This window comes from Imtechella halotolerans, assembly GCF_028743515.2.
Taxonomy (GTDB): Bacteria; Bacteroidota; Bacteroidia; order Flavobacteriales; family Flavobacteriaceae; genus Imtechella; species Imtechella halotolerans.
The window spans coordinates 2892317-2918781 of the sequence record NZ_CP117969.2 but is presented as its reverse complement, the minus strand read 5'-3'; the positions used below and the strand labels follow the sequence as shown (position 1 = coordinate 2918781).

General features: G+C 37.1%; 20 protein-coding genes and 1 tRNA gene. 4 read left to right on the top strand and 17 right to left on the bottom strand.

Annotation, left to right across the window (positions count from 1 at the left end; all coding sequences use genetic code 11):
* The 10 genes from queG to PT603_RS12905 form a co-directional block, all read right to left on the bottom strand.
* Window positions 1-933 carry a tRNA epoxyqueuosine(34) reductase QueG gene (gene queG / locus PT603_RS12950; RefSeq protein WP_008237627.1) on the bottom strand — a complete coding sequence of 311 codons (933 nt, stop codon included), beginning with the start codon at window positions 931-933 and terminating at the stop codon, window positions 1-3.
* On the bottom strand, window positions 933-1955 hold the full coding sequence (gene ruvB / locus PT603_RS12945; protein WP_008237626.1) for a Holliday junction branch migration DNA helicase RuvB: 1023 nt from the start codon (window positions 1953-1955) through the stop codon (window positions 933-935). The genes queG and ruvB overlap by 1 nt, the downstream gene beginning before the upstream one ends.
* A 71-nt stretch (window positions 1956-2026) precedes the next feature.
* The gene (locus tag PT603_RS12940) at window positions 2027-3850 is read right to left on the bottom strand and encodes a cytochrome c oxidase subunit I (protein ID WP_008237618.1); all 1824 of its coding nucleotides are present in this window, start codon (window positions 3848-3850) and stop codon (window positions 2027-2029) included.
* Between the two features lie 43 nt (window positions 3851-3893).
* Window positions 3894-4946, bottom strand: coding sequence for a cytochrome c oxidase subunit II (locus tag PT603_RS12935; RefSeq protein ID WP_008237616.1), 1053 nt, complete (start codon window positions 4944-4946; stop codon window positions 3894-3896).
* Window positions 4947-4974: 28 nt separating this feature from the next.
* Complete coding sequence (locus PT603_RS12930; protein WP_008237614.1) at window positions 4975-6279, bottom strand: hypothetical protein; 1305 nt, start codon at window positions 6277-6279, stop codon at window positions 4975-4977.
* Between the two features lie 25 nt (window positions 6280-6304).
* Window positions 6305-6868 (bottom strand): c-type cytochrome, encoded by a 564-nt coding sequence (locus PT603_RS12925; RefSeq protein WP_008237612.1) that lies wholly within the window; start codon window positions 6866-6868, stop codon window positions 6305-6307.
* A 4-nt stretch (window positions 6869-6872) separates the two neighbouring features.
* The gene (locus PT603_RS12920) at window positions 6873-7397 is read right to left on the bottom strand and encodes a DUF3341 domain-containing protein (protein WP_008237610.1); all 525 of its coding nucleotides are present in this window, start codon (window positions 7395-7397) and stop codon (window positions 6873-6875) included.
* On the bottom strand, window positions 7390-8781 hold the full coding sequence (nrfD, locus tag PT603_RS12915) for an NrfD/PsrC family molybdoenzyme membrane anchor subunit (RefSeq protein WP_008237606.1): 1392 nt from the start codon (window positions 8779-8781) through the stop codon (window positions 7390-7392). Before nrfD ends, PT603_RS12920 begins: the two co-directional genes overlap by 8 nt.
* Window positions 8782-8822: 41 nt before the next feature.
* Window positions 8823-11912, bottom strand: a complete 3090-nt coding sequence (locus PT603_RS12910) for a TAT-variant-translocated molybdopterin oxidoreductase (RefSeq protein ID WP_008237604.1) — start codon at window positions 11910-11912, stop codon at window positions 8823-8825.
* Window positions 11913-11945: 33 nt separating this feature from the next.
* Window positions 11946-13235, bottom strand: a complete 1290-nt coding sequence (locus tag PT603_RS12905; protein ID WP_008237601.1) for a c-type cytochrome — start codon at window positions 13233-13235, stop codon at window positions 11946-11948.
* Window positions 13236-13457: 222 nt separating this feature from the next.
* Here PT603_RS12905 and PT603_RS12900 point away from each other — a divergent pair, with 222 nt between their 5' ends.
* A complete protein-coding gene (locus PT603_RS12900) occupies window positions 13458-13835 on the top strand; it encodes an SPOR domain-containing protein (RefSeq protein WP_008237599.1) in 378 nt (125 codons plus the stop codon).
* Window positions 13836-14105: 270 nt separating this feature from the next.
* Here PT603_RS12900 and infB read toward each other — a convergent pair whose 3' ends face one another.
* From infB to rimP, 3 genes are read right to left on the bottom strand one after another with little or no spacing between them, the layout of a single operon-like run.
* Window positions 14106-16922, bottom strand: a complete 2817-nt coding sequence (gene infB / locus PT603_RS12895) for a translation initiation factor IF-2 (protein ID WP_008237597.1) — start codon at window positions 16920-16922, stop codon at window positions 14106-14108.
* 32 nt (window positions 16923-16954) lie between these two features.
* Window positions 16955-18190, bottom strand: a complete 1236-nt coding sequence (gene nusA, locus PT603_RS12890; RefSeq protein ID WP_008237592.1) for a transcription termination factor NusA — start codon at window positions 18188-18190, stop codon at window positions 16955-16957.
* Window positions 18191-18200: 10 nt separating this feature from the next.
* The gene (gene rimP, locus PT603_RS12885; protein WP_008237590.1) at window positions 18201-18668 is read right to left on the bottom strand and encodes a ribosome assembly cofactor RimP; all 468 of its coding nucleotides are present in this window, start codon (window positions 18666-18668) and stop codon (window positions 18201-18203) included.
* Window positions 18669-18838: 170 nt separating this feature from the next.
* Between rimP and PT603_RS12880 the strand changes: the two genes are divergently transcribed.
* On the top strand, window positions 18839-19657 hold the full coding sequence (locus PT603_RS12880; RefSeq protein WP_008237587.1) for a universal stress protein: 819 nt from the start codon (window positions 18839-18841) through the stop codon (window positions 19655-19657).
* A gap of 61 nt (window positions 19658-19718) precedes the next feature.
* Here PT603_RS12880 and PT603_RS12875 read toward each other — a convergent pair.
* Window positions 19719-19789 (bottom strand) — tRNA-Gln (locus PT603_RS12875).
* Between the two features lie 164 nt (window positions 19790-19953).
* On the opposite strand from PT603_RS12875, the gene PT603_RS12870 reads away from it, so the two are divergent.
* Both PT603_RS12870 and PT603_RS12865 read left to right on the top strand, forming a co-directional pair.
* Window positions 19954-23238, top strand: a complete 3285-nt coding sequence (locus tag PT603_RS12870) for a glycosyltransferase family 117 protein (RefSeq protein WP_008237586.1) — start codon at window positions 19954-19956, stop codon at window positions 23236-23238.
* 83 nt (window positions 23239-23321) lie between these two features.
* Window positions 23322-23975 (top strand): polysaccharide deacetylase family protein, encoded by a 654-nt coding sequence (locus PT603_RS12865; protein ID WP_008237584.1) that lies wholly within the window; start codon window positions 23322-23324, stop codon window positions 23973-23975.
* A 25-nt stretch (window positions 23976-24000) separates the two neighbouring features.
* Here PT603_RS12865 and PT603_RS12860 read toward each other — a convergent pair whose 3' ends face one another.
* From PT603_RS12860 to PT603_RS12850, 3 genes are all read right to left on the bottom strand, one after another.
* A complete protein-coding gene (locus tag PT603_RS12860) occupies window positions 24001-24297 on the bottom strand; it encodes a thioredoxin family protein (RefSeq protein ID WP_008237582.1) in 297 nt (98 codons plus the stop codon).
* A gap of 52 nt (window positions 24298-24349) precedes the next feature.
* The gene (locus PT603_RS12855; protein WP_008237569.1) at window positions 24350-25579 is read right to left on the bottom strand and encodes a metallophosphoesterase; all 1230 of its coding nucleotides are present in this window, start codon (window positions 25577-25579) and stop codon (window positions 24350-24352) included.
* A 70-nt stretch (window positions 25580-25649) separates the two neighbouring features.
* A complete protein-coding gene (locus PT603_RS12850) occupies window positions 25650-26369 on the bottom strand; it encodes a copper homeostasis protein CutC (protein WP_008237568.1) in 720 nt (239 codons plus the stop codon).
* Window positions 26370-26465: the final 96 nt, after the last annotated feature.

The window sequence follows — 26465 nt, the reverse complement described above, 5'->3', positions numbered from 1 at the left end:
CTAATCCTTTTTGGAGAGAAAGGTAATATTTCGTCTTAATCCTTCATACTTAGTTCTCTTAACAGCTGATTTTTTAAAAATTTCTTGAAAAACCTCTATTGTAATTTCTTCCCATTCCTTTCGAGTTAAATCCAATAACTTTTCATGGGGATTAAACTCTGGTTCAGAATGGGGTTTTGAAAATCGATTCCAAGGACACACATCTTGGCAAACATCACATCCAAACATCCAATCATCCATTTTTCCGGAAAAATATGCAGGGATTTCATTTTTAAGTTCTATAGTAGCATAAGATATGCACTTGCTTCCATCAACTACATAGGGTGCTATAATTGCCTCTGTAGGACAGGAATCAATACAAGCCGAACAACTACCACAATGATCCGTTGTAGGGCCATCATACATTAAAGGAAGATCTATAATTAATTCAGCAATAAAATAGAAAGAACCTGTTTGTTTAGTTAACAAATTACTATGTTTCCCTATCCATCCTAGACCACTTTTGGCTGCCCATGCTTTATCCAATACAGGAGCTGAGTCTACAAAGGCTCGACCAGACACCTCACCAATTTCATTTTCAATAAAGTGCAACAATTGCTTGAGTTTATCCTTAATGACATAGTGGTAATCTGTACCGTAGGCATATTTAGAAATTTTAAGAGTGTCAGAAGAATTTTGTATATCAGTAGGGTAGTAATTAAGCAATAAAGAAATCACAGATTGAGCGCCGTCAACTAGCAATCTGGGATCTAATCGTTTATCAAAATGATTTTCCATATACTGCATTTCACCATGATAACCATTACGCAACCATTGCTCTAATCGAGGGGCCTCCTGTTCTAAAAAACCAGCCTTAGATACACCACATGACAAAAATCCGAGGCGTTTGGCTTCGGATTTAATCTTTTGAGTATGTAATGCTTTTATTTCCATTAAAAAAGTTCACCTTGATTTCCACCAGGGACACGACCTAAATGTCTATATGCCAATTCCGTTACTTCTCTTCCTCTTGGAGTACGCATGATAAAACCTTGTTGAATTAAGAATGGTTCATATACTTCTTCAATGGTCTCAGCATTCTCAGATACGGCAGTAGCCAATGTAGTAATCCCCACTGGACCTCCTTTAAACTTATCAATAATAGTAGCTAAAATTTTATTATCCATCTCGTCCAGACCATGAGCATCCACATTTAATGCCCTTAAACCAAATCGAGAGATCTCAATATCTATTTTTCCATTACCCTTAATTTGGGCAAAATCCCTCATCCTTCTTAGTAGAGCATTAGCAATCCGCGGTGTACCTCTACTCCTACCCGCTATTTCAATAGCGGCCTCCATCGAAATGGGAACTCTTAAAATTGAAGCACTCCTTTGAACAATATCAGCTAATAATTCAGTAGAATAATATTGAAGTCTACTTTGAATACCAAATCTAGCTCTCATAGGTGCTGTTAGTAAACCAGAACGCGTAGTTGCACCAATAAGCGTAAAAGGATTCAATGTAATTTGGACAGATCGTGCATTAGGTCCTGATTCAATCATAATATCAATCTTATAATCCTCCATGGCAGAATACAAATACTCTTCAACCACAGGACTAAGACGATGAATTTCATCTATAAAAAGAACATCTCTAGGTTCTAAATTTGTAAGTAAGCCTGCCAAATCACCAGGCTTGTCTAAAACAGGACCAGATGTAATCTTAATGCCTACTCCCAATTCATTAGATAAAATATGAGCAAGAGTAGTTTTACCAAGACCTGGAGGCCCATGAAAAAGGGTATGGTCTAAGGCCTCTCCCCTTAAGTTAGCAGCTTTTACAAAAACTTGTAAATTTTCTAACACAGCATCCTGACCAGCAAAATCATCAAATGAAAGTGGCCTTAAAGCTCTTTCAATATCAAGCTCCTCAGAAGATAAACGCTGACTAGTAGGATCTAAATTTTCATTCATACTCAACAAAGATAGCTAAAAATAAAAAAGCCTTTTCTTTGCGAAAAGGCTTTTTATATAGTGAAAAAACATTAATGACTTGACTCCTCTTCACCATCCTTTAATGGTACAGTTTGAGGCACATAATCTTGGCCAGGAATAATATATTCACCCTCAGCATCAGTCTTGCTATAATCATAAGCCCAACGATGAACTTCTGGTATTGCACCAGGCCAGTTTCCATGAATATGCTCTACTGGTGTAGTCCACTCTAGGGTAGTTGCATTCCAAGGATTTTGAGGTGCGCGTTTACCATAGAAAATACTTCTTACAAAGTTGAATACAAAAATCAATTGTGCTGCTGCCGCCAAAATGGCAAACAATGTAATTACTACGTTGGTATCCTGTAATTGATCAAACATTGGAAATGCAGTATTTGTATAGTAACGTCTAGGTAAACCAGCCATTCCTATAAAGTGCATTGGGAAAAACACACCATATGATGCAACTGCGGTAATCCAAAAATGTACATATCCGAGGTTTTTATTCATCATACGGCCAAACATTTTAGGAAACCAATGATATACACCAGCAAATAATCCATACAATGCAGAAATACCCATTACTAAGTGAAAGTGTGCAATAACAAAATAGGTATCGTGAACATTAATATCTAAGGTACTATCACCAAGAATAATTCCTGTTAATCCACCAGTAATAAATGTAGATACCATACCTATCGAAAACAACATGCCCGTATTCATCTGTAAATTACCCTTCCATAAAGTAGTTATCCAGTTGAATGCTTTTACAGCAGAAGGAATTGCAATCAATAGCGTTGTAAAAGTGAACACAGAACCAAGGAAAGGATTCATTCCCGACACAAACATATGGTGACCCCATACGATGGTAGACAAGAAAGCAATAGCCAAAATTGAAGCAATCATAGCTCTATAACCAAAAATAGGCTTACGAGCATTAACGGCCATAACTTCTGAAACAATACCCATCGCAGGCAAAATTACTATATATACTTCAGGGTGACCTAAGAACCAGAATAAGTGTTCAAATAAAACTGGTGAGCCCCCTTGATAGTGTAAAACTTCACCTTGAATAAAAATGTCAGAAAGGAAGAAAGAAGTACCAAAACTTCTATCCATAATTAGCAATAAAGCAGCTGACAATAATACTGGGAAGGATACAACTCCAATGATAGCTGTTACAAAGAATGCCCAAATTGTAAGTGGTAGACGTGTCATTGACATTCCTTTGGTACGTAGGTTTAAAACAGTAACAATATAGTTAAGGGAACCTAGTAATGAAGAGGCGATGAAAATTGCCATAGAAATCAACCATAGTGTCATACCAGCACCTGAACCAGGTTGAGCTTGCGGCAATGCACTCAATGGAGGATAAATTGTCCATCCCGCTGCAGCTGGACCAGCTTCAACAAATAACGACAAAATCATGATAACACTAGAAAGGAAGAATAACCAATAAGATACCATGTTTAAAAATCCTGAAGCCATATCCCGAGCACCAATTTGCAAAGGAATAAGTAGGTTACTAAACGTACCACTAAGACCTGCAGTAAGTACAAAGAAAACCATAATGGTACCATGAATTGTAACCAATGCAAGATACATGTTAGCATCCATTACTCCATCAGGAGCAAAATCACCCAACAAAACCTCAAAAATCTTAAAAGACTGCTCCGGCCATGCGATCTGCATACGGAACAAAATAGACATAGCAATACCAATGAAACCCATGATCAATCCAGTAATCAAATACTGTTTTGAAATCATTTTATGGTCTTCGCTAAAGATATATTTAGTGATGAACGTTTCTTTATGATGATGATGTCCATGATCCTGTGCATGATCTGCTGCGTGTGCATGTGCTGTTGATGACATAATCTATATAGTTAGTTTAAATATTATAAATTGAAATAAATTCTTATTGCGCTGCAATTTTATCACCAAATGTCTGCTGCTGAGAAATCCATTCATTATACTCCTCTTCAGTTTCAACAATGATCTTCATTTGCATATTATAGTGCGATTTACCACAAATCTTATTACACAATAATACATAATCAAATTCCCAAGGGTCAGCGTCTTCTCCATTAGCACGCTTCTCAGCACGAATTTCATTAGTCACCTTTACGTGCTCAACAGTTTCAGGCTGCATGCGCATGTCCTTAGTGGTCATTGTTGGAGTGAAAGCGAATTGGGTAATCATACCAGGAACACAATTCATTTGTGCTCTAAAATGAGGCATATATGCAGAATGTAAAACATCCTGTGAACGCATTTTGAATAAGACTTTTCTATTTACAGGTAGGTGAATTTCCTGTACAACAATATCGTCTTGAGCATTAGGATCAGACTCATCAATACCTAAGGTATTAGCTTTATCAATATCGATTAGACGAACGTTTGCATCACCCAACACATTGTCATCTCCAGCATAACGTGCTGTCCAGCTAAATTGCTGAGCATATAACTCAATCACAAGAGGGTTTTCATCTTCATCCACATTCATAATCACGTTCCAAGTATACAATCCATATAAAATCAAACCTGAAAGTGTTATTACTGGGATAACTGTCCATATAAATTCCAATTTATCGTTATCAGCATAAAATAATGCTTTCTTTCCCTTTTGACCTCTGTATTTATATGCAAAATAGTGAAGCAAGGCTTGTGTAATAAACTGAACAATAAAAATTAAGGCAAATGAAATCCACATTAACCTATCATAATCTTGACCATGTTCAGAGGCTGGAACTGACAATACAAATGGTCCCCACTTCCACAAAGAATAAATGGTAAGGATATAGATAAAGACCAAGAAAGCAAACATAAGGTTTCCATTCAGCTTGTTGTCTTCATCCGTAGCTATTCCAGCTGTATCATTTGCTGGCTGCGACAATTCAAACATTTTGGTCATTTGCCAAATAGCTATGGCTACCAGTACGAGAACTATTATTACTAAAAGAGTAGTCATTGTATCTTTTTGGTTTACGTATAATTAATTAATAATGAAAGTGCTTACTTTCCTCAATGAACGGATTGCGTTTTGGTAATAATGGAGCTTTAGTAAGAGCATTGAATACAACAAAGATAAACAACCCTAAGAAGAACAATACACTTCCTATTTCAGCAACACCAATAAACCATTGATCTCCTACAGTAGCAGGCATAATCATATTAAACACATCTACATAGTGACCTATAAGGATTACAATACCGGTCATTACTACAAACCAATTAATTCGTTTGTAATCACTATTCATTAACAACAATAATGGGAAAATAAAGTTAAGCACCAACATCCCGAAGAAAGGTAATTTATAATCTTCAATTCGGGTTACAAAATAAGTAACTTCTTCAGGAATATTTGAATACCATATCAACATAAATTGTGAGAACCACAAATAAGTCCAGAAAATCGAAATACCAAACATAAACTTGGCTAAGTCATGAATATGGCTATCATTCACATGTTCCAAATAACCTTTAGACTTCAAATAAATTGTAATTAAAGCAATAACTGTAATGCCAGAAACAAACATACTAGCAAAAACATACCACCCAAACAAAGTACTGAACCAGTGAGGGTCTACACTCATAATCCAATCCCATGACATCATTGATTCAGATACCAAGAAAAACACTAAGAAGCCTGCCGCTATTCGGAAGTTCTTCTTAAAATAACGATTATCCTCGGCGGTATCTTGAGCTAATGAAAACTTTCTAGAAAAATGACGATATGCTACCCATCCTAATATATAAATAGCTGCACGAATTAAAAAGAAAGGAACATTCAAATAACCTACTTTACCTTGTAACAAACGATCGTTAGCTACCACATCTGCATCCATCCAAACAAACAAGTGATTGAAATGCATACCAGATAAAAGTAATACCACAAATACAATTGCAGCACCCGGTAACAAATAAGCCGTAATTCCCTCCATTACTCTAAAAAGAACAGGAGACCAACCAGCCTGAGCAGCTTGCTGGATAGCGTAAAATGCTAACACTCCTAAAGAAATCATCATAAAAAAGAATGCTGCTACATAAAAGGCAGCCCATGGCTTGTTTTGTAATTGGTGTAACAAGTGCTCATCATGAGAAGCGTCATGACCCTGATCTGAATGAGCATCATGACCACCAGCAACCAATGAAGCTGAATCATCATGATGGGAGTCAGAAACCATAGCTTTAGCCTCTTCTACTGTTTTAGGAGCGCTTATAAAACCGTATCCTATTCCAAGAAGTCCTACAATCATTAAAATGATCGCAGACATTCTTAATTTGCTTGAAAACGTATACATATCTCTCAATTATCTCTTTAGGAAATTATTTTAATAGTTCTTGTCTTAGTTGCTCAACATACATGGTAACCTGCCAACGCTCTTCCTCATTTATTTGTGAAGCATATGAACCCATTGAATTCAAACCATAGTAAATCACATGATAAATACTTCCTGTAGTGATTTCTCTATCCTTAAAATTTGGAACACCTAAGAATTTCTCTCTCTTTACAAGAATTCCTTGCCCATCCCCTTTTGTACCATGACATACTGCGCAATAAATATCGTAAAGTGCCTTTCCTTTAGCCACATTAGAATCGATATTTAAAGAATCGGAGGCAATTGGACTTAGTAACTCTGCTTTAGCTAATTCATACCCAGCAGTAGAATTCTCATAATCATACGGTTTCCAGCCTCTTTTAATACTTCCTTCTGCAGGAAGTTGAGCTTCCATACCATTGGAAAATGCCGAAGACTCTTGATAGGTTTCATATCCAACACCTTCGTACATGTTAGGCATAAATTGATAGTTGGGCTTGCTCTTATTGAAACATGAAGTCATCACAATAGCAACGCCAAAAACAAATCCTATTTTTAGTAAGCTCTTCATCTTATTAATGCTTTTCTGAAATTTTTACTTCTACAGCTCCTGTTGATTGCAACAAAGCTGTCAATTCTTCTTCGTTATCATGTACCTCTATTTCCATCAGAAAATGGTCATCAGTAGTACGAACATCCGGATTTTCCGCCTTTTTAAAAGGCCATAACCTACTACGTAAGTAAAATGTTATAACCATTAAGTGAGCTGCGAAGAAAACGGTTAACTCAAACATAACAGGCACAAAAGCCGGCATGTTTTCAATATAACTAAAGCTAGGTTTACCTCCAATATCTTGAGGCCAATCTTGAATCATGATGTAGTTCATCATAACAATTGACACAACTAATCCAATACATCCATATATAAATGCAGTAATCGCAATACGTGTTGGAGCTAGACCCATGGCCTTATCCAATCCATGAACAGGAAAAGGACAGTATATTTCTTCAATATGATGATGGGCAGCTTTCACTTTTTTCACGGCAGCCATTAACACATCATCGTCGTTGTATAGGGCTTGTATAACTTTATTACTCATGATTACCGTCTCTTAATTTTTTATAATTATCTCCAGATGATTTCAAGATGGTTTTTACTTCAGCCTGCGCTATTACCGGGAAGGTACGAGCATATAAAAGAAATAAAACAAAGAAGAAACCTATTGTTCCAATATAAATTCCAATATCCACGAATGTTGGCGAGAACATCGTCCAAGAAGAAGGCAAGTAGTCTCTGTGAAGTGAAGTAACAATAATTACAAAACGCTCAAACCACATTCCAATATTCACGACAATTGAAATTATAAACGAGAACATTATACTGGTACGCAATCTCTTAAACCACATAAACTGAGGAGAAAAAACGTTACACGTCATCATTGCCCAATACGCCCAAGCATAAGGCCCTGTAGCTCTATTCAAGAAAGCATATTGCTCATACTCAACTCCTGAATACCATGCAATAAATAACTCAGTTATATAGGCACATCCAACAATAGAACCAGTAATCATAATTACTATATTCATTAACTCAATATGTTGAACAGTGATATAATCTTCCAAATTTGACACCTTTCGCATGATAATCAACAAGGTATTTACCATTGCAAACCCAGAAAAGATTGCCCCCGCCACAAAGTAAGGAGGGAAAATAGTGGTGTGCCAACCAGGAATAACAGAGGTCGCAAAGTCAAAGGATACAATTGTGTGTACCGAAAGTACCAAAGGGGTAGCTAGACCAGCTAAAACCAAGGACACTTCCTCAAAACGTTGCCAATCTTTAGCACGCCCACTCCAACCAAAACTTAATAAACTATATATTTTCTTCTGGAATGGTTTAATTGCACGATCACGTAGCATAGCAAAATCAGGAAGTAAACCTGTCCACCAGAATACTAAAGAAACCGATAAATAAGTAGAAATTGCAAAAACGTCCCAAAGAAGTGGTGAATTAAAATTCACCCACAAGGAACCAAATTGGTTTGGAATTGGTAATACCCAGTAACCTAACCATGGGCGACCCATGTGGATAATAGGAAATAACCCAGCCTGTACTACCGAGAAAATAGTCATCGCTTCCGCTGAGCGGTTGATTGCCATTCTCCATTTTTGGCGGAACAATAAAAGTACAGCAGAAATCAAGGTCCCTGCGTGACCAATACCTACCCACCAAACAAAGTTGGTAATATCCCAGGCCCAGCCAACAGTTTTGTTTAATCCCCAAGTTCCGATACCGGTAGAGACAGTGTATAAAATACATCCAAGTCCCCAAAGAAAAGCTACTAATGCAATAGAAAATGCAATCCACCATTGCTTGTTTGCTCTACCTTCAACCGGTGCTGCAACATCAATGGTTACATCGTGATAGCTTTTATCTCCGGTTACTAAGGGTTTACGTATAGGTGCTTCGTAGTGCGACGCCATAATCCTCTATATAATTAATCTAAATGTTACTTAATCGTTTATTATGCTTCTTGTGTATTTCTAACCTTAACATGATAGAAAACATTTGGCTGAGTTCCTACATGTTCCAATAAATGATACATACGGTCACTTGCTTTCAATTTAGCTATCTTACTGTCCTTATCATTAACATCTCCAAAGACCATTGCTCCAGTTCCACATGCTGCCGAACAAGCAGTTTTAAACTCACCATCCTTAATTTCACGACCTTCGCGTTTAGCATCCAAGATAGTTTTCTGAGTCATTTGAATACACATCGAACATTTTTCCATTACTCCTCGTGAACGAACATTCACATCAGGATTGATAACCATCTTTCCAAGATCATCATTCATATGGAAATCAAATTCATCGTTATTATTGTATAAGAACCAGTTGAAACGACGCACCTTGTACGGACAGTTATTTGCACAATAACGAGTTCCAACACAACGGTTATACGCCATTTGGTTTTGCCCTTGACGACCATGTGAAGTGGCCGCTACTGGACATACAGTTTCACACGGCGCATGATTACAATGCTGACACATTACTGGCTGGAAGGCTACTTGTGGATTAGCTGAAGCTTTTTCCATTTCACCAAATGTTGTTAAAGAATCACCTAAACCAGATATAGCTGCCTTTGTCTCATTATCTCCTTCAAAAGAATCTTCAGAGGAATAGTAACGGTCGATACGCAACCAATGCATATCTCTTGATTTACGTACTTCATCCTTACCAACAACAGGAACATTATTTTCAGCATGACATGCAATAACACAAGCTCCACACCCTGTACATGCATTCAAATCTATTGAAAGATTAAAATGGTGGCCTATAGAACGATCAAACGAATCCCAAAGACTCACCGATGAGGCAGGAACCTCCTGGTGATTAAGAGAAACCACAGGTTTTACATTCCAATCTTCCGAATCTTTATTAATAAAATCTTCAAGAGAGGTCTCTTTAAGAATATCACCTCTACCCATTAATGTATTATGAAGCTGAACACAAGCAAACTCATGCTCACCAGTTGCAGCGGTAACAGTCACAGACTGCACATTAGAAAAATCAGCATAGAACGCAAAGGCATTCACACCAACCTGCATTTCACTTTTCAAACCTTTAGTCTTACCATAACCATAAGCTAAACCTACTGAACCTACAGCTTGTCCTGGCTGAATAAGAACAGGAACTTTCATACTAATACCATTGGCCTCCAAAGTAGCATAACTACCATTTAAGCCACCATTAGCAACATTCCAATTTTTCAAACCTAAACTAACAGCATCAGCAGCTGAAACCGTTAAATAATTATCCCAAGATGCACGAGAAATAGGATCAGGGAATTCCTGTAACCATGGATTATTGGCCTGTTGACCATCACCCATTCCAGTTTTAGGATATAGAATAAGTTCCAATCCACTAGCAGAGGCCTTAGAAAGCATAGCAGCATATTCACTTGCATGAGCACTTACAGTCTCCATTACAGGAGATGCTTCTATAGTACTACTGTCAACTGGCGACACAGCAACAAACACACCATCATGCAAAGCCTTATTCCACTTAGTTTCACCTAAAACAGTACTTGTCCAAGTGGACTTTATATAATCATGGTAATTTACCTCACTTCCACTCCATTTCAATAAAGCATCCTGAAATTGACGCGTATCAAATAATGGACGAATAGTAGGCTGTATTAAAGCAAAATGACCTTTTTTCATTTCAACATCACCCCATGACTCCAAATAGTGAGGAGCTGCAGCTACAAAGGTAGTCAAAGAAGACGTCTCATCCTCTTTCATAGAAAAGGAAACCGACATAGAAACCTTACCTAACCCAGACTCAAACTCTGAAGAATTAGCTAGTGTATAAAGAGGATTTACTCCGCTCATCAATAAAACACCCACCTTTCCAGAGTTCATATCACTAATTAATTGAGCAAGTGCCTTTACATTACCCTTGCGCACCAATAGAGGAGTCTTTACATCCATGGCAGCACTTGAAAGTGATTCATTAATTGCTAATACCAAAGATTGAGCATTAACATCCTGAATACCAGTAACAACAACAGCCTTACTTCCTGCTTTTTTAACCTGCATGGCCGCAGCCTTTACAGACACATCTACAGATTCAGGCAATTGCCCACTAACAGCCACCCCAGACAAGTATCCATAAAACTTGGCCAAAGCCACCTTTTGTTGACTAGGAGTTACAGGTACACGTTTATCTGCGTTAGCACCTGATAAAGACATATTTGATTCAAACTGAACGTGACGGGACATTTTACCATTAGCCGGTACACGACCCTTGGCATATCCTCCATCAAATCCACCACCTTGCCAATCTCCTAAGAAATCAGCCCCGAATGAAATAATCACTTCAGCCTTCGAAAAATCATAATCGGCAAGCGCTCTTTCTCCAAATCTAGCCTGGAAAGCATCCAAGGCCGCATCTTCTGAAATAGCATCATATTCTACATGTTTCACTGAACCATACTTAGCAGCAAATTCAGCAATCATTTTATATGTAGAAGGGCTTGATAAGGTTTGCGTAAGTAATACGATATCTTTACCTGCAGCTTGAGACTGAGCTAAAGCAGCCATAACCTCCTCATCAACCACATCCCATGAAACATAATCACCATCACGCTTAGGACCTTGCACACGTAAACTATCATACAATGATAGTACAGATGCCTGCACACGTGCATTTGCAGTTCCCTTAACCAACGCATCGGTATTATTCTCAATTTTAATAGGTCGACCTTCTCGAGTCTTTACTAAAATACTAGCAAAATCATACCCATCTGCAATAGTTGTAGCATAATAATCTGCAACACCAGGACGGATTTGCTCAGGCTGTACCACATATGGTATAGCTGTTTTCACAGGGCCCTCACAAGCTGCCAAAGTAGCCGCTGCAGTACTAAAGCCAACATATTTCAAAAAGTCCCTACGAGAAGTAGAAGAAGATTCCAGGGATTCTTTATCACCTAAAAACTCATCTACCGGTATCTCACTTACAAACTCATTCTGTTGCAGCGTCTCAACAATAGAGCTATTTGGATTTAGCTCCTCAACACTTTTCCAGTATTTTTTGTTTGATGCCATGTTATATCTAAAATTAGCGCTTTAATAAATTGATTAATAGTGACATTTACCACACTCCATACCTCCCATTTGAGCAATGGTCAGTTTCTCTACTCCATATTTCTTAGACAATTCAGCATGAATCTTTTCATAATATGCATTGCCTTCCATCTTCACATCTGTCTCTTTGTGACAGGTAATACACCATCCCATTGTTAACGGAGAGAATTGATACATCACCTCCATTTCCTCAACCGGGCCGTGACATGTTTGACACTCAATACCACCAACCGTAACGTGTTGAGCATGATTAAAATAAGCAAAATCAGGCAGATTATGAATACGAACCCATTTTACCGGTTCAGTTTTTCCAGTATATGATTGAGTTTCCTCATCCCAACCCACAGCAGCATAAAGCTTTTTAATTTCGTTGGTATAAAATTCCTTAGTATAACCATTGGCCAGATCTTCCTCTCCAGTATATTCAGAAATATTTTTATGACAATTCATACACACATTCAACGAAGGAATCCCAGCTGTTTTAGAAACACGTGCAGAAGAGTGACAATACTTACAATCAATTTCATTCAAGCCCGCATGCACTTTATGAGAGTAATGAATAGGCTGAACCGGCATATACCCCTGATCAACTCCTACTTGCATAAAATAACCATACGCAAAATAGGCAGATGCCAGCAATAAAAATACTACCGAAACCAATACTAAAAATTGATTCTTAACAAAAGCCTTCCATAATGGTAGTCGCTTCTCAGCTTCTTCCGAAACAAGTTGTACACCATTAGCTTCAGCTATCTTTCGAAGAGTCTTGTTAACAAGATAAAGCATCACGATAAGCAACGCAAAAACTAGGGCTAAGGCAGACAAAATCACATTGTTTGAAATACCACTTGAAGCACCACCTCCACTAACCACACCTGAGGCATCGGTAGCAACCACTTCTGGAGCTGGCGGAGGAGCCATGGTGTAAGCCAAAATATCATCGATATCTTGATCAGACAATTGAGGGAATGGAGTCATTGGCACTTGCTTCCACTCATTGAATATTTTTACAGCATCAGCATCACCTGATTTCACCAATGCAGAACTATTTCTAATCCAACTTTGCAACCACCCACGCTCATACTTATCCGCCACACCTGCCAAAGCCGGTCCGGTGGATGGTTTATCCAACTTGTGACAAGCTGCACAATTGGTGTTAAAAAGCGATTTCCCTTTTACCGGATCGCCTTCTTGAGCAAAAAGAGAAACTGAAAAAGCCAGCAGAACTGCTAAACTAAGGCCTACTACTCTAGACACTGAATGACGGTATTTCACCTTTTTCATATTAAAATATGTTATCTATCTTAAATTGGCATAGTTTTTTCAAAGTATTAAAAATACTTAGAAAAAGCATACATTCTTAAAATTTGAGCCACAAAAATACGACTTACGGTCGATTTCCGAAATGTTAGTGAACTCTTAACATTTAATTTATAATGTTTCTAAATAAGTATTTTTAAATACTATTAACAATAATCTTTTAAATTTGCGTCATACTATTTCATTATGAGAATATTGAACCCCATTTTTTGTTTTACTACACTAGTTTTCTTTGGATTTACAACTCAAAAATCCTTAGCTCAAAACGGCAATCTTCAAATTGAACAACCGCAAAAAGTCACGCAACTGCTCCAATTAAAGAAACAGCTAAAAAAAGATGACAAACGTTATCGCATTCAAATTTACAATGGTAATCAAGAAGGTGCCCAGAAAGCATTAAGCAATGCCAAAAATGAATTCGAAATCACTGCCGAATTGACTTTCGAATACCCAAACTATAAAGTACGATTGGGAAAATTCAGAACTAGACTTGAAGCTGACAAACATCTAATCGAAGTTAGAGGTAAATACCCAGGAGCATTTATACTTGCACTTCAGCAATAATATCTTAATAAAGGAAGGTCTTTCAATTTGAAGCCTTCCTTTATTTTTATAAGGCCAAACAACTGAAATAAATTACCGCAAAATACTTCAAGATTTATATTGTTGCTTCTCCATAGAAGATCGTTTTTATGACAAACTACAACATCATCCTTACTATTACTCCTGACTTCTCTATTTTAGAGCTAACCAATAAAGCTAAGTAATTAAAATAAAAAAAGCCTTTCCATTAAGAAAAGGCTTTTTTTATCATTCTAAATTAGGATCATTCTATTATTTCAATTTCTTCTTAACAGCTACCTCTTGGAATGCCTCGATAGTATCATATTCCCTTAGATCGTTATAGTTCTTAATCTGAAGACCACAATCATACCCTTTAGAAACTTCCTTAACATCATCTTTAAAACGTTTTAGTGAAGAGAGTTCCCCAGTATAAATAACAACACCATCACGAATAAGACGAATATTGGAATTTCTGAAAATCTTTCCGTCAGTAACCATACATCCCGCAATGGTACCAACTTTAGAAATCTTAAAGAGCTCTCTTATCTCCACAGTTCCTGTAATCTCCTCCTTCATCTCAGGAGACAACATTCCTTCCATAGCATCTTTCAGATCATTAATAGCGTCATAAATGATTGAATATGTTCGGATATCAATTTCTTCTTTATCTGCTAAAGAACGAGCGTTGCCCATAGGACGAACATTAAATCCAATAATAATTGCGTCAGAAGCAGAGGCCAACAACACATCAGACTCAGTAATTGGACCAACACCCTTATGTATTAGTTTAACTTGAATTTCTTCCGTGGAAAGCTTCTGGAATGAATCAGTCAATGCTTCAACCGAACCGTCCACATCTCCTTTTAATATAATATTCAATTCTTTAAAGTCCCCAAGCGCAATTCGACGACCAATTTCATCAAGTGTAATATGGCGTTGAGTTCGAACAGACTGCTCACGCTGCAATTGTGTACGCTTTGCTGCAATTTGTTTAGCCTCTCTTTCATCAGTAAATACATGAAATTTATCTCCAGCTTGTGGGGCACCATCCAATCCTAATACAGAAATTGGGGTTGAAGGACCTGCCTCTTTAACTGACTTGCCACGTTCATCATGCATGGCCTTAATTTTTCCATGATTTTTACCAGCCAACATATAATCACCCACTTTCAAGGTACCAGATTGAACCAAAATTGTGGATACATAGCCACGACCTTTATCAAGAAAAGCCTCGACTACAGTACCTGAAGCCATCTTATTTGGATTTGCCTTTAAATCTAATAACTCAGCTTCAAGCAAAACTTTTTCCAGCAACTCTTTTACACCTAAACCAGTTTTAGCAGAAATATCATGAGACTGAATTTTACCTCCCCAGTCTTCAACTAGTAAGTTCATACCTGCCAGTTTTTCTTTAATTTTCTCTGGATTAGCCGTAGGCTTATCTACTTTATTAATAGCAAATACAATAGGAACACCTGCAGCTTGGGCATGACTAATAGCCTCCTTTGTTTGAGGCATCACATCATCATCAGCCGCAACTACAATAATAGCAAGGTCCGTTACTTGAGCTCCACGAGCACGCATAGCGGTAAAAGCTTCGTGACCAGGTGTATCTAGAAATGCCATTTTTTGACCATTCTCAAGGGTTACTCCATAGGCACCAATATGCTGGGTTATACCCCCACTTTCACCTGCAATTACATTTTCTTTCCTAATATAATCCAATAATGAGGTTTTACCGTGGTCAACGTGTCCCATAACAGTTACAATTGGAGCTCTAGTCTCCATATCCTCTGGACGATCCTCCTCTTCTTGAATTGCCTCTTCAATATCCGCAGTAACAAACTCTACTTCAAATCCAAACTCATCCGCAACAATGGTCAAGGTTTCAGCATCCAATCGCTGGTTCATTGTAACCATTATACCTAATGACATACATGCTCCAATAATCTTATTGATAGGTACGTCCATCATGGTGGCCATTTCAGAAACAGTTACAAACTCGGTAACTTTAAGCACCTTGCTTTCCATCTCTTGCTGAGCCATTTCCTCCTCAGATTTCTGACGATGGAAATCACGTTTTTCACGACGATATTTAGCACCCTTAGATTTTACTGATTTACCTTGAAGCTTCTCGAGGGTCTCGCGCACTTGTCTTTGAACTTCTTCTTCAGTGGGTTCTACCTTAACTACAGGTGTACGACCTTTACCCTTTTGACCACCTCCTTGGCGATTATCATTTCCACCAAAGCGTCTATTATTGTTACCACCCTGAGGAGCAGGACCTCCTCCTTCTTTATTAATACGTTTACGCTTTTTCTTATCCTTGTTATTTGAAGAAGCATTTCCTGCAGCCTGCTTAGGCTCTTCTTTCTTCTTCTTAGGTTTATTGAATTGCGCTAAATCAATTTTTTCTCCAGTGACCTTAGGACCCGTAAGTTTTTGATATTTTGTCTCCATAACTTCTGGTTCTGAAGGAGACACTTCTGTTTTTGTTTCTTGAGGGACTACTTTTATCACTTTAGGCGCTTCTACAACAGGCTTAGGCGAAACAGGCTTAGGCGAAACAGGCTTTTCTTCTTTCACTTCCTTCACTTCTTCTTTAACTTCCTTAACCTCTTCTACAGGGGCAGGTTCAGATTTTTCAATTTCAGGCATCAGTTCTACTACCGGTTCCTCTTTTGGCTCTGGCTTTTCTTCAGGAGTCACTTCAGCAACCTCTTCTTCAACCTTCTTTGGTTCCAAATCGATTTTCCCAACCGTTTTTGGGCCAGATAACACTGTGCGAGCCTTAATCACTTCTTGCTCCTGAGCCTGACGCTTTAATTCATTCTCTTTTTCCAACTCCAAACGAATAGCCTCCTTCTCTTTACGCTTCTCCTCTCCCACTTCTTTAGAAGCTACTTTTTTGCTCTTGTCTGTCTGGAATTCACCCAAAAGCACATTGTAGACCTCTGTAGAAATCTTGGTAGTAGGCCGCGCTTCCACATCATGCCCTTTGGAATTAAGAAATTCAACAGCTCTATCTAACGAAATGTTTAACTCTCTTAATACTTTGTTTAGCCTTATTGTTGTTTCTTCAGCCATAAATTGCTTTTTAACCTCAAAAATTTATGTTGTTATTCTTCAAATTCTTCTTTTAAGATCTTCACTACCTCCAAAATGGTTTCTTCTTCCAAATCGGTACGTTTTACAAGATCTTTGACATCCTGCTCAAGCACACTACGAGCAGTATCAAGTCCAATACGTTTAAACTCCTCTATTACCCAAGCTTCTATTTCATCAGAAAACTCAGTCAATTCAACATCTTCGTCCTCAACACCTTCTCTATACACGTCAATTTCATAACCTGTAAGCTGTCCAGCAAGACGAATATTATATCCTCCTTTACCAATAGCTTTAGAAACCTCTTCAGGCTTTAAATATACTTCAGCATGTTTAGTTTCTTCATTTAATGTTACAGAAGTAACTTTAGCCGGACTCAATGCACGTGTGATATACAATTGAGTATTAGCAGTAAAGTTTATAACATCAATGTTCTCATTCCCTAATTCCCTTACAATACCATGAATACGAGAACCTTTCATACCCACACAGGCTCCAACTGGATCGATTCGATCATCGTATGAATCCACAGCGACTTTTGCTTTCTCTCCAGGAATACGAACTACCTTCTTAACAGTAATTAACCCATCGAATACTTCTGGAATTTCTTGTTCAAACAATTTCTCTAAGAACATTGGAGAAGTACGAGACATGACAATCATCGGTTTATTTCCTTTAAGCTCTACACCTTCAATAATTCCACGAACATTTTCTCCTTTTCTGAAGAAATCCGAAGGAATTTGTTTTTCTTTAGGTAACACTATCTCATTACCTTCATCATCCACCAAAATTACTACTTTATGACGTACATGATGCACTTCAGCAGTATAGATTTCACCAATTAAATCTTTAAACTGCTTATAAATAGTAGTATTATCGTGTTCATGAATTTTAGATATAAGATTTTGACGAAGCGCCAAAATAGCCCTTCTTCCTAAGTCTATCAATTTAACCTCTTCAGAAACATCTTCACCCACCTCAAAATCAGGCTCTATACGTCGTGCTGCTGACAGTTCAATCTCTTGGTTTGGATCCTCAACTTCACCGTCGGCAACAACCACACGGTTTCTCCAAATTTCCAAATCTCCTTTATCAGGATTGATAATAATATCAAAATTATCATCTGAACCAAACTTCTTTTTTAAGGCATTTCTGAAAACTTCTTCCAAAATGGCCATCAGAGTTACACGATCAATAAGCTTATCGTCTTTGAACTCTGAAAAAGATTCTATTAATTCAAGATTTTCCATGTCAACTTAATTAAAATTTAATCATCACTTTTGCTTCAACAATATTTGACAGAGCAATTATCTGCTCCTTGGTTACAGTAATTTTTCCTTTACCGATAGGTTTAGGCTCTCTTACTTGATAAGCCATCACCACTTCTTGATCAGTTGCATTTAGCACTTCACCTTCGAGTTTAGTACCATCCGTCAACTCAACCTTAAGAATACGACCAATATTCTTAACATATTGACGAGGCACCCTAAGCGGCAATGAAATACCATACGAAGTAACCTCCAATGAAAAGTCCTCTTCTTCCCTATCAAGATTATGTTCAATGGCTCGACTTACAGAAATACAATCGTTGATAGAAACTCCATTATCACCATCAATCACGACCTTAATTACATTTCCTTGACCAATTGAAAAGTCAATTAAAAATAAGGAATTATCAGCTTCCAAAGCTTCATCAAGTAGTTTTTTTACTTTTTCTTCAAACTTCATATGCCTATGAAAAGAGGGGACTTCGCGTCCCCTCTTTATTCTTTTTTTCGTTCAACGGTGCAAATATACAATTATTTTTTTAAACCGCTAAAACCTTCATATAAAGTAATTTATTTTGTCTGTTTAATTTTTCCTACCTAACTTTACTTTAAAACTTAAAACTCAGCCCCATGAAAAAAATTCTGGTACCAACCGATTTTTCAATTCAGGCACAAAATGCACTCAATGTAGCATTACAAATTGCCAAACGATTCAATAGTGAAATTCTATTACTGCACACAATAGATTTGCCACTTCACTTATCGAGCGTAGGAAGCTCGCAACTACCTGAACCCTTATTTTTCATAGAACTAGCCAAACAACATTTTGAACAATTCCTAGAAAAAATTGAAAGCAACGATATTTCAATTAAAACAATCATAGAATCGGACTACACGGCTTCCGGTATTGTTGAAGCAAGCAAAAAACATAATGCAGACTTAATTGTAATGGGATCTAGTGGAGCTACTGGTATGAAAGAAATTTTTATTGGTTCCAATACCGAAAAAGTTGTTCGATCAGCTGAAATCCCAGTATTAGTCATCAAGAACCCAGTAGCTAACTTTAACATTGAACATTTCGTATTTGCCTCCAATTTTGAGCCTAAATTCAATGACGCCTTCATGCGAGCCTCTCTTTTTGCAGAAAAATTTCATGCCAAAATACACCTACTATACGTAAACACCCCACATCAATTCATGACCACACATGAAATCGAAGAAAAAATAGAAAAATTTAAGCGCCTTAATGCAACACAAGACTATCAAGTTCACATATATAATGACGAACGTGTTGAAACTGGCATTATGAACTTTGCCACAAGTATTGACGCGGACATGATATGCATGAGTACATACGGAAGAAAAGGACTAGCACATTTTTTCAACGGAAGCATAAGTGAAGACCTTGTAAACCACACTATTAGACCTGTACTAACCATTCGCGCATAAGCCTAATTTAGAAACATAAAAAAAACCTGTCAAAATTGACAGGTTTTTTACTATTTGGTAGTTGGCTCACAGGGATTCGAACCCCGACAGACAGAACCAAAATCTGTAGTGCTACCGTTACACCATGAGCCAGTATTTATTAGCGGTTGCAAATTTAGAGCTATTTTTGATATGCACAAATATTTTTTCAGATTATTTGTTTTTTTTAAAAGCCTACTCTGTTAACATTTTAAAAAAAGCCATTGTAAAATGGTATTAATTAGTAAATTCGCCTACAGACCTAGAAACAAAAATTCATGCTAGCAACTAATTTCAAAAAATGGGATACTATTCTTGGATGGATAGTTTTTTTTATTGCTTTAATCACTTACGGACTCACAGTAGAACCAACAGCAAGTTTTTGGGACTGTGGAGAATACATCTCAACCTCAGCCAAACTGCAAGTAGGGCACCCTCCTGGAGCACCATTTTTCCAAATGATGGGAGCCTTCTTTTCAATGTTTGCCCCATCACCTGAGCAAGTAGCTCTTATGGTAAACTATATGTCTGTTTTCTCGAGTGCTTTTACCGTCCTATTACTTTTCTGGTCAACTACCCTTTTAGTGAAAAAAATTATCATTCGTGATGAAGAAATAACTAATGCAAAAGCGATTGCTATCCTTGGAAGTGGATTAGTAGGGGCTCTAACATATACCTATTCCGACAGTTTTTGGTTTAATGCAGTTGAAGCAGAAGTATATGCTATGGCTATGTTATTCATGTCTCTAATGTTTTGGCTTGGATTAAAATGGATAGACAATTTACATTCAAATCGTGGAAATAAATGGCTCATTTTAATCTCACTTGTAGTTGGGCTTTCTTTCGGAGTACACTTTATGGCCTTGCTTACTATTCCAGCCATTGGAATGATGTATTTCTTCCAGAGCACCTATCAAAAAAATATTAAAAACTTCATTATTGCAAACATCATTTCTGTAGCAATCTTACTTTTTATATTTAAATTACTTTTACCATACACCCTATCTTACTTTGGATATCTAGAGGTGTTTTTTGTGAATTCCATAGGGCTTCCTTTTAACTCAGGTACCATAATTGCAGGAATCTCCATCATACTAGCCTTCTATTTTCTATTAACGTATACACGAAAAAAGAATTTTGTTTTCTTCAATACTGCCATTCTTTGCATCATGTTTGTATTTATTGGATTCTCAACCTGGATCATGATTCCAATACGCGCTAATGCAGATACAGTAATTAATGAAAATAGCCCTACAGACGCCCGTTTACTACTTGCCTATTACAACCTAGAGCAATACCCTGAGACACACCTCATTTATGGACCTATGTATTCTGACAGATATGCTCCTCAAGACCAGATCGATCCATACATGGATGACAAACCTAAGTACGAACGCGACTATACTACTAATAAGTACATCATTGTAAATCAATATAAAGATGCTCGTATTGCCCCCAACCGAAATCATGTAGGCTTTCTACCTCGTATGTGGAGCGCAGAACATGCAGCAAATTATATGAAAATTACAGGTCTATTAGACTTTAAAATAAATTCAGAATACATAACAAACAATGAACTACGTGCAGCCGTAGCCGAATTTAAACGCGACGTAACTGCTGGGAAAATTTCACATGAAGAGTATGTACGTTTCCTAAATCAATTCAAGGATTATATAGAGGTTCAAAAACCTACTCTACTTCAAAACCTCAAGTATCTTTTCCAATATCAAATGGGGTATATGTACGGAAGGTATTTTATGTGGAATTTCACTGGAAGACAAGATGACATCCAAGGACGTCTGGATAATCATGGGAATTGGATGAGTGGAATCAAATTCATTGATGAATTGCGCTTAGGCTCACAAGAAAATTTACCTTCGGATATCCTTAATAACAAGGCGCGAAACACCTATTATTTTTTACCTTTAATCCTTGGAATTATAGGCCTCCTATTTCAAATAAAAAAGAGCAAACAACAGTTCTGGATACTATTCATTCTATTCATTTTCACTGGTCTTGCCTTAAAAGTATATTTAAATGAAAGGCCTTTTGAACCCCGAGAACGTGATTATGCCCTTGTTGGATCATTTTACGTTTTCTCGATATGGATAGGTATGGGCGTTTATGGTCTTTTTGAAGAACTAAAACGATTTTTAAACCCAAGACTTTTGGCCCCAGCAATTACTCTTGCCTGTATCTTGGCAGTACCAACTGTAATGGCATATCAAAACTGGGATGATCACGACAGAAGCAATAGATACACGGCTCAGTCTATGGCAAAATCATACCTAGACTCGATCCAAGAAGATGCCGGAGCTATGTTATTTACTATTGGAGATAATGACACCTTCGCCTTATGGTATGCCCAAGAAATTGAAGGATATAGAACTGATGTTAGAACAATCAACACCAGTCTTTTTGCAACCGATTGGTATATTGATCAAATGAAACGAAAAGCCTATGAAAGTGATCCAATTCCTTCGCAACTAAGACATGACCAATATGCCTATGGAGTCCGTGATGCAATCTACTTTCAAGCATTAACAGAGAACACTTGGAACATTAAGGATTTTATGAATTGGGTATCAAGTGATGACCCAAGAACGAAAGTTACATTCGCTAACAATCAAGAAGTCGTATTCTATCCAACCAACAAAATTCGCATTCCTGTAAATAAAGAAAACGTCCTGAAAAGTGGACTCGTAAAAGCGAAGGATTCGGCACTGATTCTGGACTATATAGACATTGAACTTCCTAAAAGTGCTATTGGTAAAAACCGTCTTCTAATGCTTGACATTATTGCCAATAATGACTGGAAAAGACCAATTTACTTTACTGGTGGAAGCTACGAAAGTGAAGAATTTATTTGGATGAAGGATTATCTTCAATTGGATGGATTGGTTTACAAATTGGTACCAATCAAAACAGCCGTAGATCCACGTTCTCCTTATGACATGGGACGTATAGATAGTGATCTTATGTATTCCATTGTCATGGGATGGGAATGGGGAAATATGGAGAGTTCTAAAATTTACCATGACCCTGAGACTCGCAAACTGAGCATAAACTATCGCGGAAATATGGCACGTCTAGTTGAAACACTAATTAAAGAGGGTAAAAAAGACCAGGCAAAAACAATTATAGAACTAGCCATGCAACATATGCCAGTTGATCTTTTTGGATTCTATTCTTTATTAGATCCCTATGTAGAGGGGTATTATAAAATTGGTGAGCCCGAAAAAGCACGTAAGCTATTTTTGGATGTAGCTAAAAAATACCAAGAGTCTCTTAACTATTTCGCCGGTCTTAGTTATTCTGAAAAACTCGACATAATGTCAGAATTGGAGCTGGACGTTTATCGCTACAGCAATTTACTCGATATTATTAAGAAAAATGACGATTCTAATTTTGCTAAAGAACAGATTGACCAATTCAACAAATTACTTAACGCATTTGGTGAAGAAAATATGGAGGATATAGAAGATGAACTTGATTTAGGAATGCCTTTGGATAGTATACCTGAAGATTCTCTAGAAAATATTTTACTTCAAACCTCTAAATAACATAAGAAACCGGGCTTCGCTCGGTTTTTTATTTACGTGTAAATATACTATAAGACCCTAATTATTGACATTCAAGTCTTCATATGAATATATTTATCAAGACACCTAAACTAATTCAACGTTTACTATCTAAACTAAAATGGAAGATAGTCACAGAAGAAAAGGTACTCTATCTCACCTTTGATGATGGGCCAACACCAGAAATAACTTCCTGGGTTATTGAACAGTTAAATAAATACAAGGCGAAAGCCACTTTTTTTTGCATTGGTAAAAATGTAGTCAACCATATGGAGTTATACCATTTACTTCATAAAGAAGGACACAGTATAGGCAATCACACACACAATCACCTTAACGCTTGGAAAACAGACTCAAAATCATATATCTCCAATATTCATTTAACAGAAAGTGAACTTTATACATCACTGAAAGATCCTGATTACATTAAACTTTTTAGGCCACCTTATGGAAAACTAACACCAAAAACAATTCGTCAAATCCAAACTATGGGTTATCACATTATTATGTGGGATGTTTTAAGCGTTGACTACAACACTAAGCTAACTCCTGAGAAATGTTGGAAAAACATCAAGGAAAACGCAAAACCAGGAAGTATTATCGTTTTTCACGATAGTATTAAAGCATTTCCAAGGCTACAATATGCACTTCCGAAGACACTTGCATATTTTAGTGAAAAAGGATTTACTTTTAAAGCAATAACTAAAAATTCGTTTTAAAGAAAAAGGGCAACAATTTAGTGATCTACAAATAATCCTTAAGAATCCCTATGAGGGTATTTGCATCTTGCTCTCCACTCTGACGCCAAACCATCTCACCATTTTTATAAATCATTAACGTAGGAAGTCCTTTGACACGAAGAGCGTCTGCTAATTCTTGATTTTTATCGGTGTCAATTTTTATAATTTTAGCCTTATCACCCATGGCAGCAGCGACATCTCTGAGCACAGGATGCATGGCTGCAGAAGCTTCATTCCAATCGGCATAAAAATCCAACAATACCGGGATACTAATATCTATTAACTCACCAAACTTTGACATAGGATAGCCTTTTTAGTCAATTACCTTATACAAATGTAATATTTTCTTCGAATTATGCTACTTTTTCAGCCCTTTTAAGCTCTATCACGGTAATTTCAGGCCAAATTCCTACTCTTCCCGGATATGCAAGAAAACCAAACCCTCTATTCACGTTAATGTATTGCCCCATTTCTTTATAAATACCTGCCCAATATTTATATCTCCATTTTACAGGACTCCACTTAATCCAACCAGGTATTTCGATACCAAATTGCATACCGTGAGTATGGCCACTCATGGTAAGGTGAACATGTTTTTGATGACTCATAATTTCATGCTCCCAATGGGAAGGGTCATGACTTAATAAAATTGTAAAATCATCAGCACTAATTCCTGAAATCGCTTTATTAAAATCTCCAGCCTTTTTAAATCCGCCAACACCCCAATTTTCAACTCCAACTAACGCCAACCTGTGACCACCTCGATTTAAATAACGATGCTCGTTCAATAACAAATCGAACCCCATTTCCTTTTGCATTTGCATAAGGGTTAGTAAATTATTATGTTTTTCAGTTTGGGTTGACCAAGACACATAATCTCCGTAATCATGATTACCCAATACCGAAAATTTTCCATCACTTGCAGTAAGTCTAGAGAATGTTTCCAGCCAAGGTTTCATTTCATCAGATTTATTATTAACCATATCTCCTGTAAAAACAATTATATCACTTTGCTGTTCATTAATAAGGTCAACTGCATATTCTATTTTTTCACGATTGTCAAAACTTCCACTATGGATATCTGATATTTGAGTAATCCTATACCCATCAAATGCTTCAGGAAGATCATCATAGGTGAGTGTATACTTCAATACCCTAAAGTCATACTTCCCTTTATACATCCCATATAATAAAGATAGAAAAGGGATCGCAGCTACACCCAGAGCCATTTGGCTAACAAATCTACGCCTTGCAGGCATGTAAAATTCTTTTTCTGAACCAAAGAACTTATGATATACTCCGGCACCAACTCTCACAATATCTTCCCCTAGCAAAAAAGGGATAACTGCTAATTTTAGCGCCATAATTGTCAATAAAAATCCAATAGCATAACTCTTGGCATGGCTAAGACCGCCATTGGCTTCATTGAACCAAAGAAATTGCACAATAAAATTCCCCACTACTAAAACCGAAATCAAGAAATGTAGATAATATATCCATTGATTTTTAGTAATTGTACGAAGAGCTTGAAATGCATACCAATCTATAAAAAGGTATATTAACACAAAAATAATCCAGCGCATACGGTGCAATTTTTATCAAAGGTAAGGCTATCTCAATAGACTCAGAGTGATTTAAGGGAAAATTAACTTGCTACGAAAGCTTCAATAACATTGACTTGATTACCTCCAAATCGGAGACCATGACTATACCTTCATCAACCCCAACATCACTTCGCATTGGAAAAGGTACGGAACGTAACATCTGTCTTTTTCTTCCGGCGGAAAAATGAATTTCAGTAAACCCGACCTCCTTAAAGGCTAAAATGTTATTAAGAGATATTCCCCCACCAGGCATAATAGTTATTTCTCCAGAATTTTTTAGATATGTTTGCAATCTATCCAACCCATCATAGGCAGAGGAATTTCCACCAGAGCTTAATATTCTATCTATTTTTAATTCATTTAGTTTTTGTAAAGCATCGATAGGATTTCGAACCCAATCAAAAGCACGATGAAACACAAATTCCATTTCTCCTGCAGCATCTCTTAATCGAGCTGTTGAATCCATTGCAATGGTGAAATCTTCTGCAAGGACACCAGTAACGATCCCTGCACACCCAATACTTCTACAAAATTTCACGTCCCTAATCATGATGTCTAATTCTTCTTCAGAATAACAAAAATGACCACTTCGAGGCCTAATAAGAACACAAACCGGTATTGACAATTCATTACAAACCTTCTCAATAAGACCATGGGATGGGGTTATACCTCCCATTCCCAACTCGACACACAATTCAATTCTATGAGCTCCAGCAAGCTGGGCATTTCTTGCAGATTCAAACGAATTCGCACAAATTTCTACTAGCATTTTTTTGTTTTAAACTTACAAAAGTAAGTTCTCATTTTGTTAGTTTATTAAAAAAAACATTTAAACACTACATACTACGTCTCAATTACGTCTTTC

Bases quoted from the DNA above. Each gene is read 5' to 3' on its own strand.
- PT603_RS12905 (WP_008237601.1), bottom strand. From the start codon at position 13,235: ATGAAAAAGGTGAAATACCGTCATTCAGTGTCTAGAGTAGTAGGCCTT.
- PT603_RS12900 (WP_008237599.1), top strand. From the start codon at position 13,458: ATGAGAATATTGAACCCCATTTTTTGTTTTACTACACTAGTTTTCTTT.
- PT603_RS12925 (WP_008237612.1), bottom strand. From the start codon at position 6,868: ATGAAGAGCTTACTAAAAATAGGATTTGTTTTTGGCGTTGCTATTGTG.
- infB (WP_008237597.1), bottom strand. From the start codon at position 16,922: ATGGCTGAAGAAACAACAATAAGGCTAAACAAAGTATTAAGAGAGTTA.
- rimP (WP_008237590.1), bottom strand. From the start codon at position 18,668: ATGAAGTTTGAAGAAAAAGTAAAAAAACTACTTGATGAAGCTTTGGAA.
- PT603_RS12910 (WP_008237604.1), bottom strand. From the start codon at position 11,912: ATGGCATCAAACAAAAAATACTGGAAAAGTGTTGAGGAGCTAAATCCA.
- PT603_RS12935 (WP_008237616.1), bottom strand. From the start codon at position 4,946: ATGACTACTCTTTTAGTAATAATAGTTCTCGTACTGGTAGCCATAGCT.
- PT603_RS12860 (WP_008237582.1), bottom strand. From the start codon at position 24,297: ATGTCAAAGTTTGGTGAGTTAATAGATATTAGTATCCCGGTATTGTTG.
- nrfD (WP_008237606.1), bottom strand. From the start codon at position 8,781: ATGGCGTCGCACTACGAAGCACCTATACGTAAACCCTTAGTAACCGGA.
- PT603_RS12920 (WP_008237610.1), bottom strand. From the start codon at position 7,397: ATGAGTAATAAAGTTATACAAGCCCTATACAACGACGATGATGTGTTA.
- queG (WP_008237627.1), bottom strand. From the start codon at position 933: ATGGAAATAAAAGCATTACATACTCAAAAGATTAAATCCGAAGCCAAA.
- PT603_RS12855 (WP_008237569.1), bottom strand. From the start codon at position 25,579: ATGCGCTGGATTATTTTTGTGTTAATATACCTTTTTATAGATTGGTAT.
- nusA (WP_008237592.1), bottom strand. From the start codon at position 18,190: ATGGAAAATCTTGAATTAATAGAATCTTTTTCAGAGTTCAAAGACGAT.
- PT603_RS12940 (WP_008237618.1), bottom strand. From the start codon at position 3,850: ATGTCATCAACAGCACATGCACACGCAGCAGATCATGCACAGGATCAT.
- PT603_RS12865 (WP_008237584.1), top strand. From the start codon at position 23,322: ATGAATATATTTATCAAGACACCTAAACTAATTCAACGTTTACTATCT.
- PT603_RS12850 (WP_008237568.1), bottom strand. From the start codon at position 26,369: ATGCTAGTAGAAATTTGTGCGAATTCGTTTGAATCTGCAAGAAATGCC.
- PT603_RS12870 (WP_008237586.1), top strand. From the start codon at position 19,954: ATGCTAGCAACTAATTTCAAAAAATGGGATACTATTCTTGGATGGATA.
- PT603_RS12880 (WP_008237587.1), top strand. From the start codon at position 18,839: ATGAAAAAAATTCTGGTACCAACCGATTTTTCAATTCAGGCACAAAAT.
- PT603_RS12930 (WP_008237614.1), bottom strand. From the start codon at position 6,279: ATGTATACGTTTTCAAGCAAATTAAGAATGTCTGCGATCATTTTAATG.
- ruvB (WP_008237626.1), bottom strand. From the start codon at position 1,955: ATGAATGAAAATTTAGATCCTACTAGTCAGCGTTTATCTTCTGAGGAG.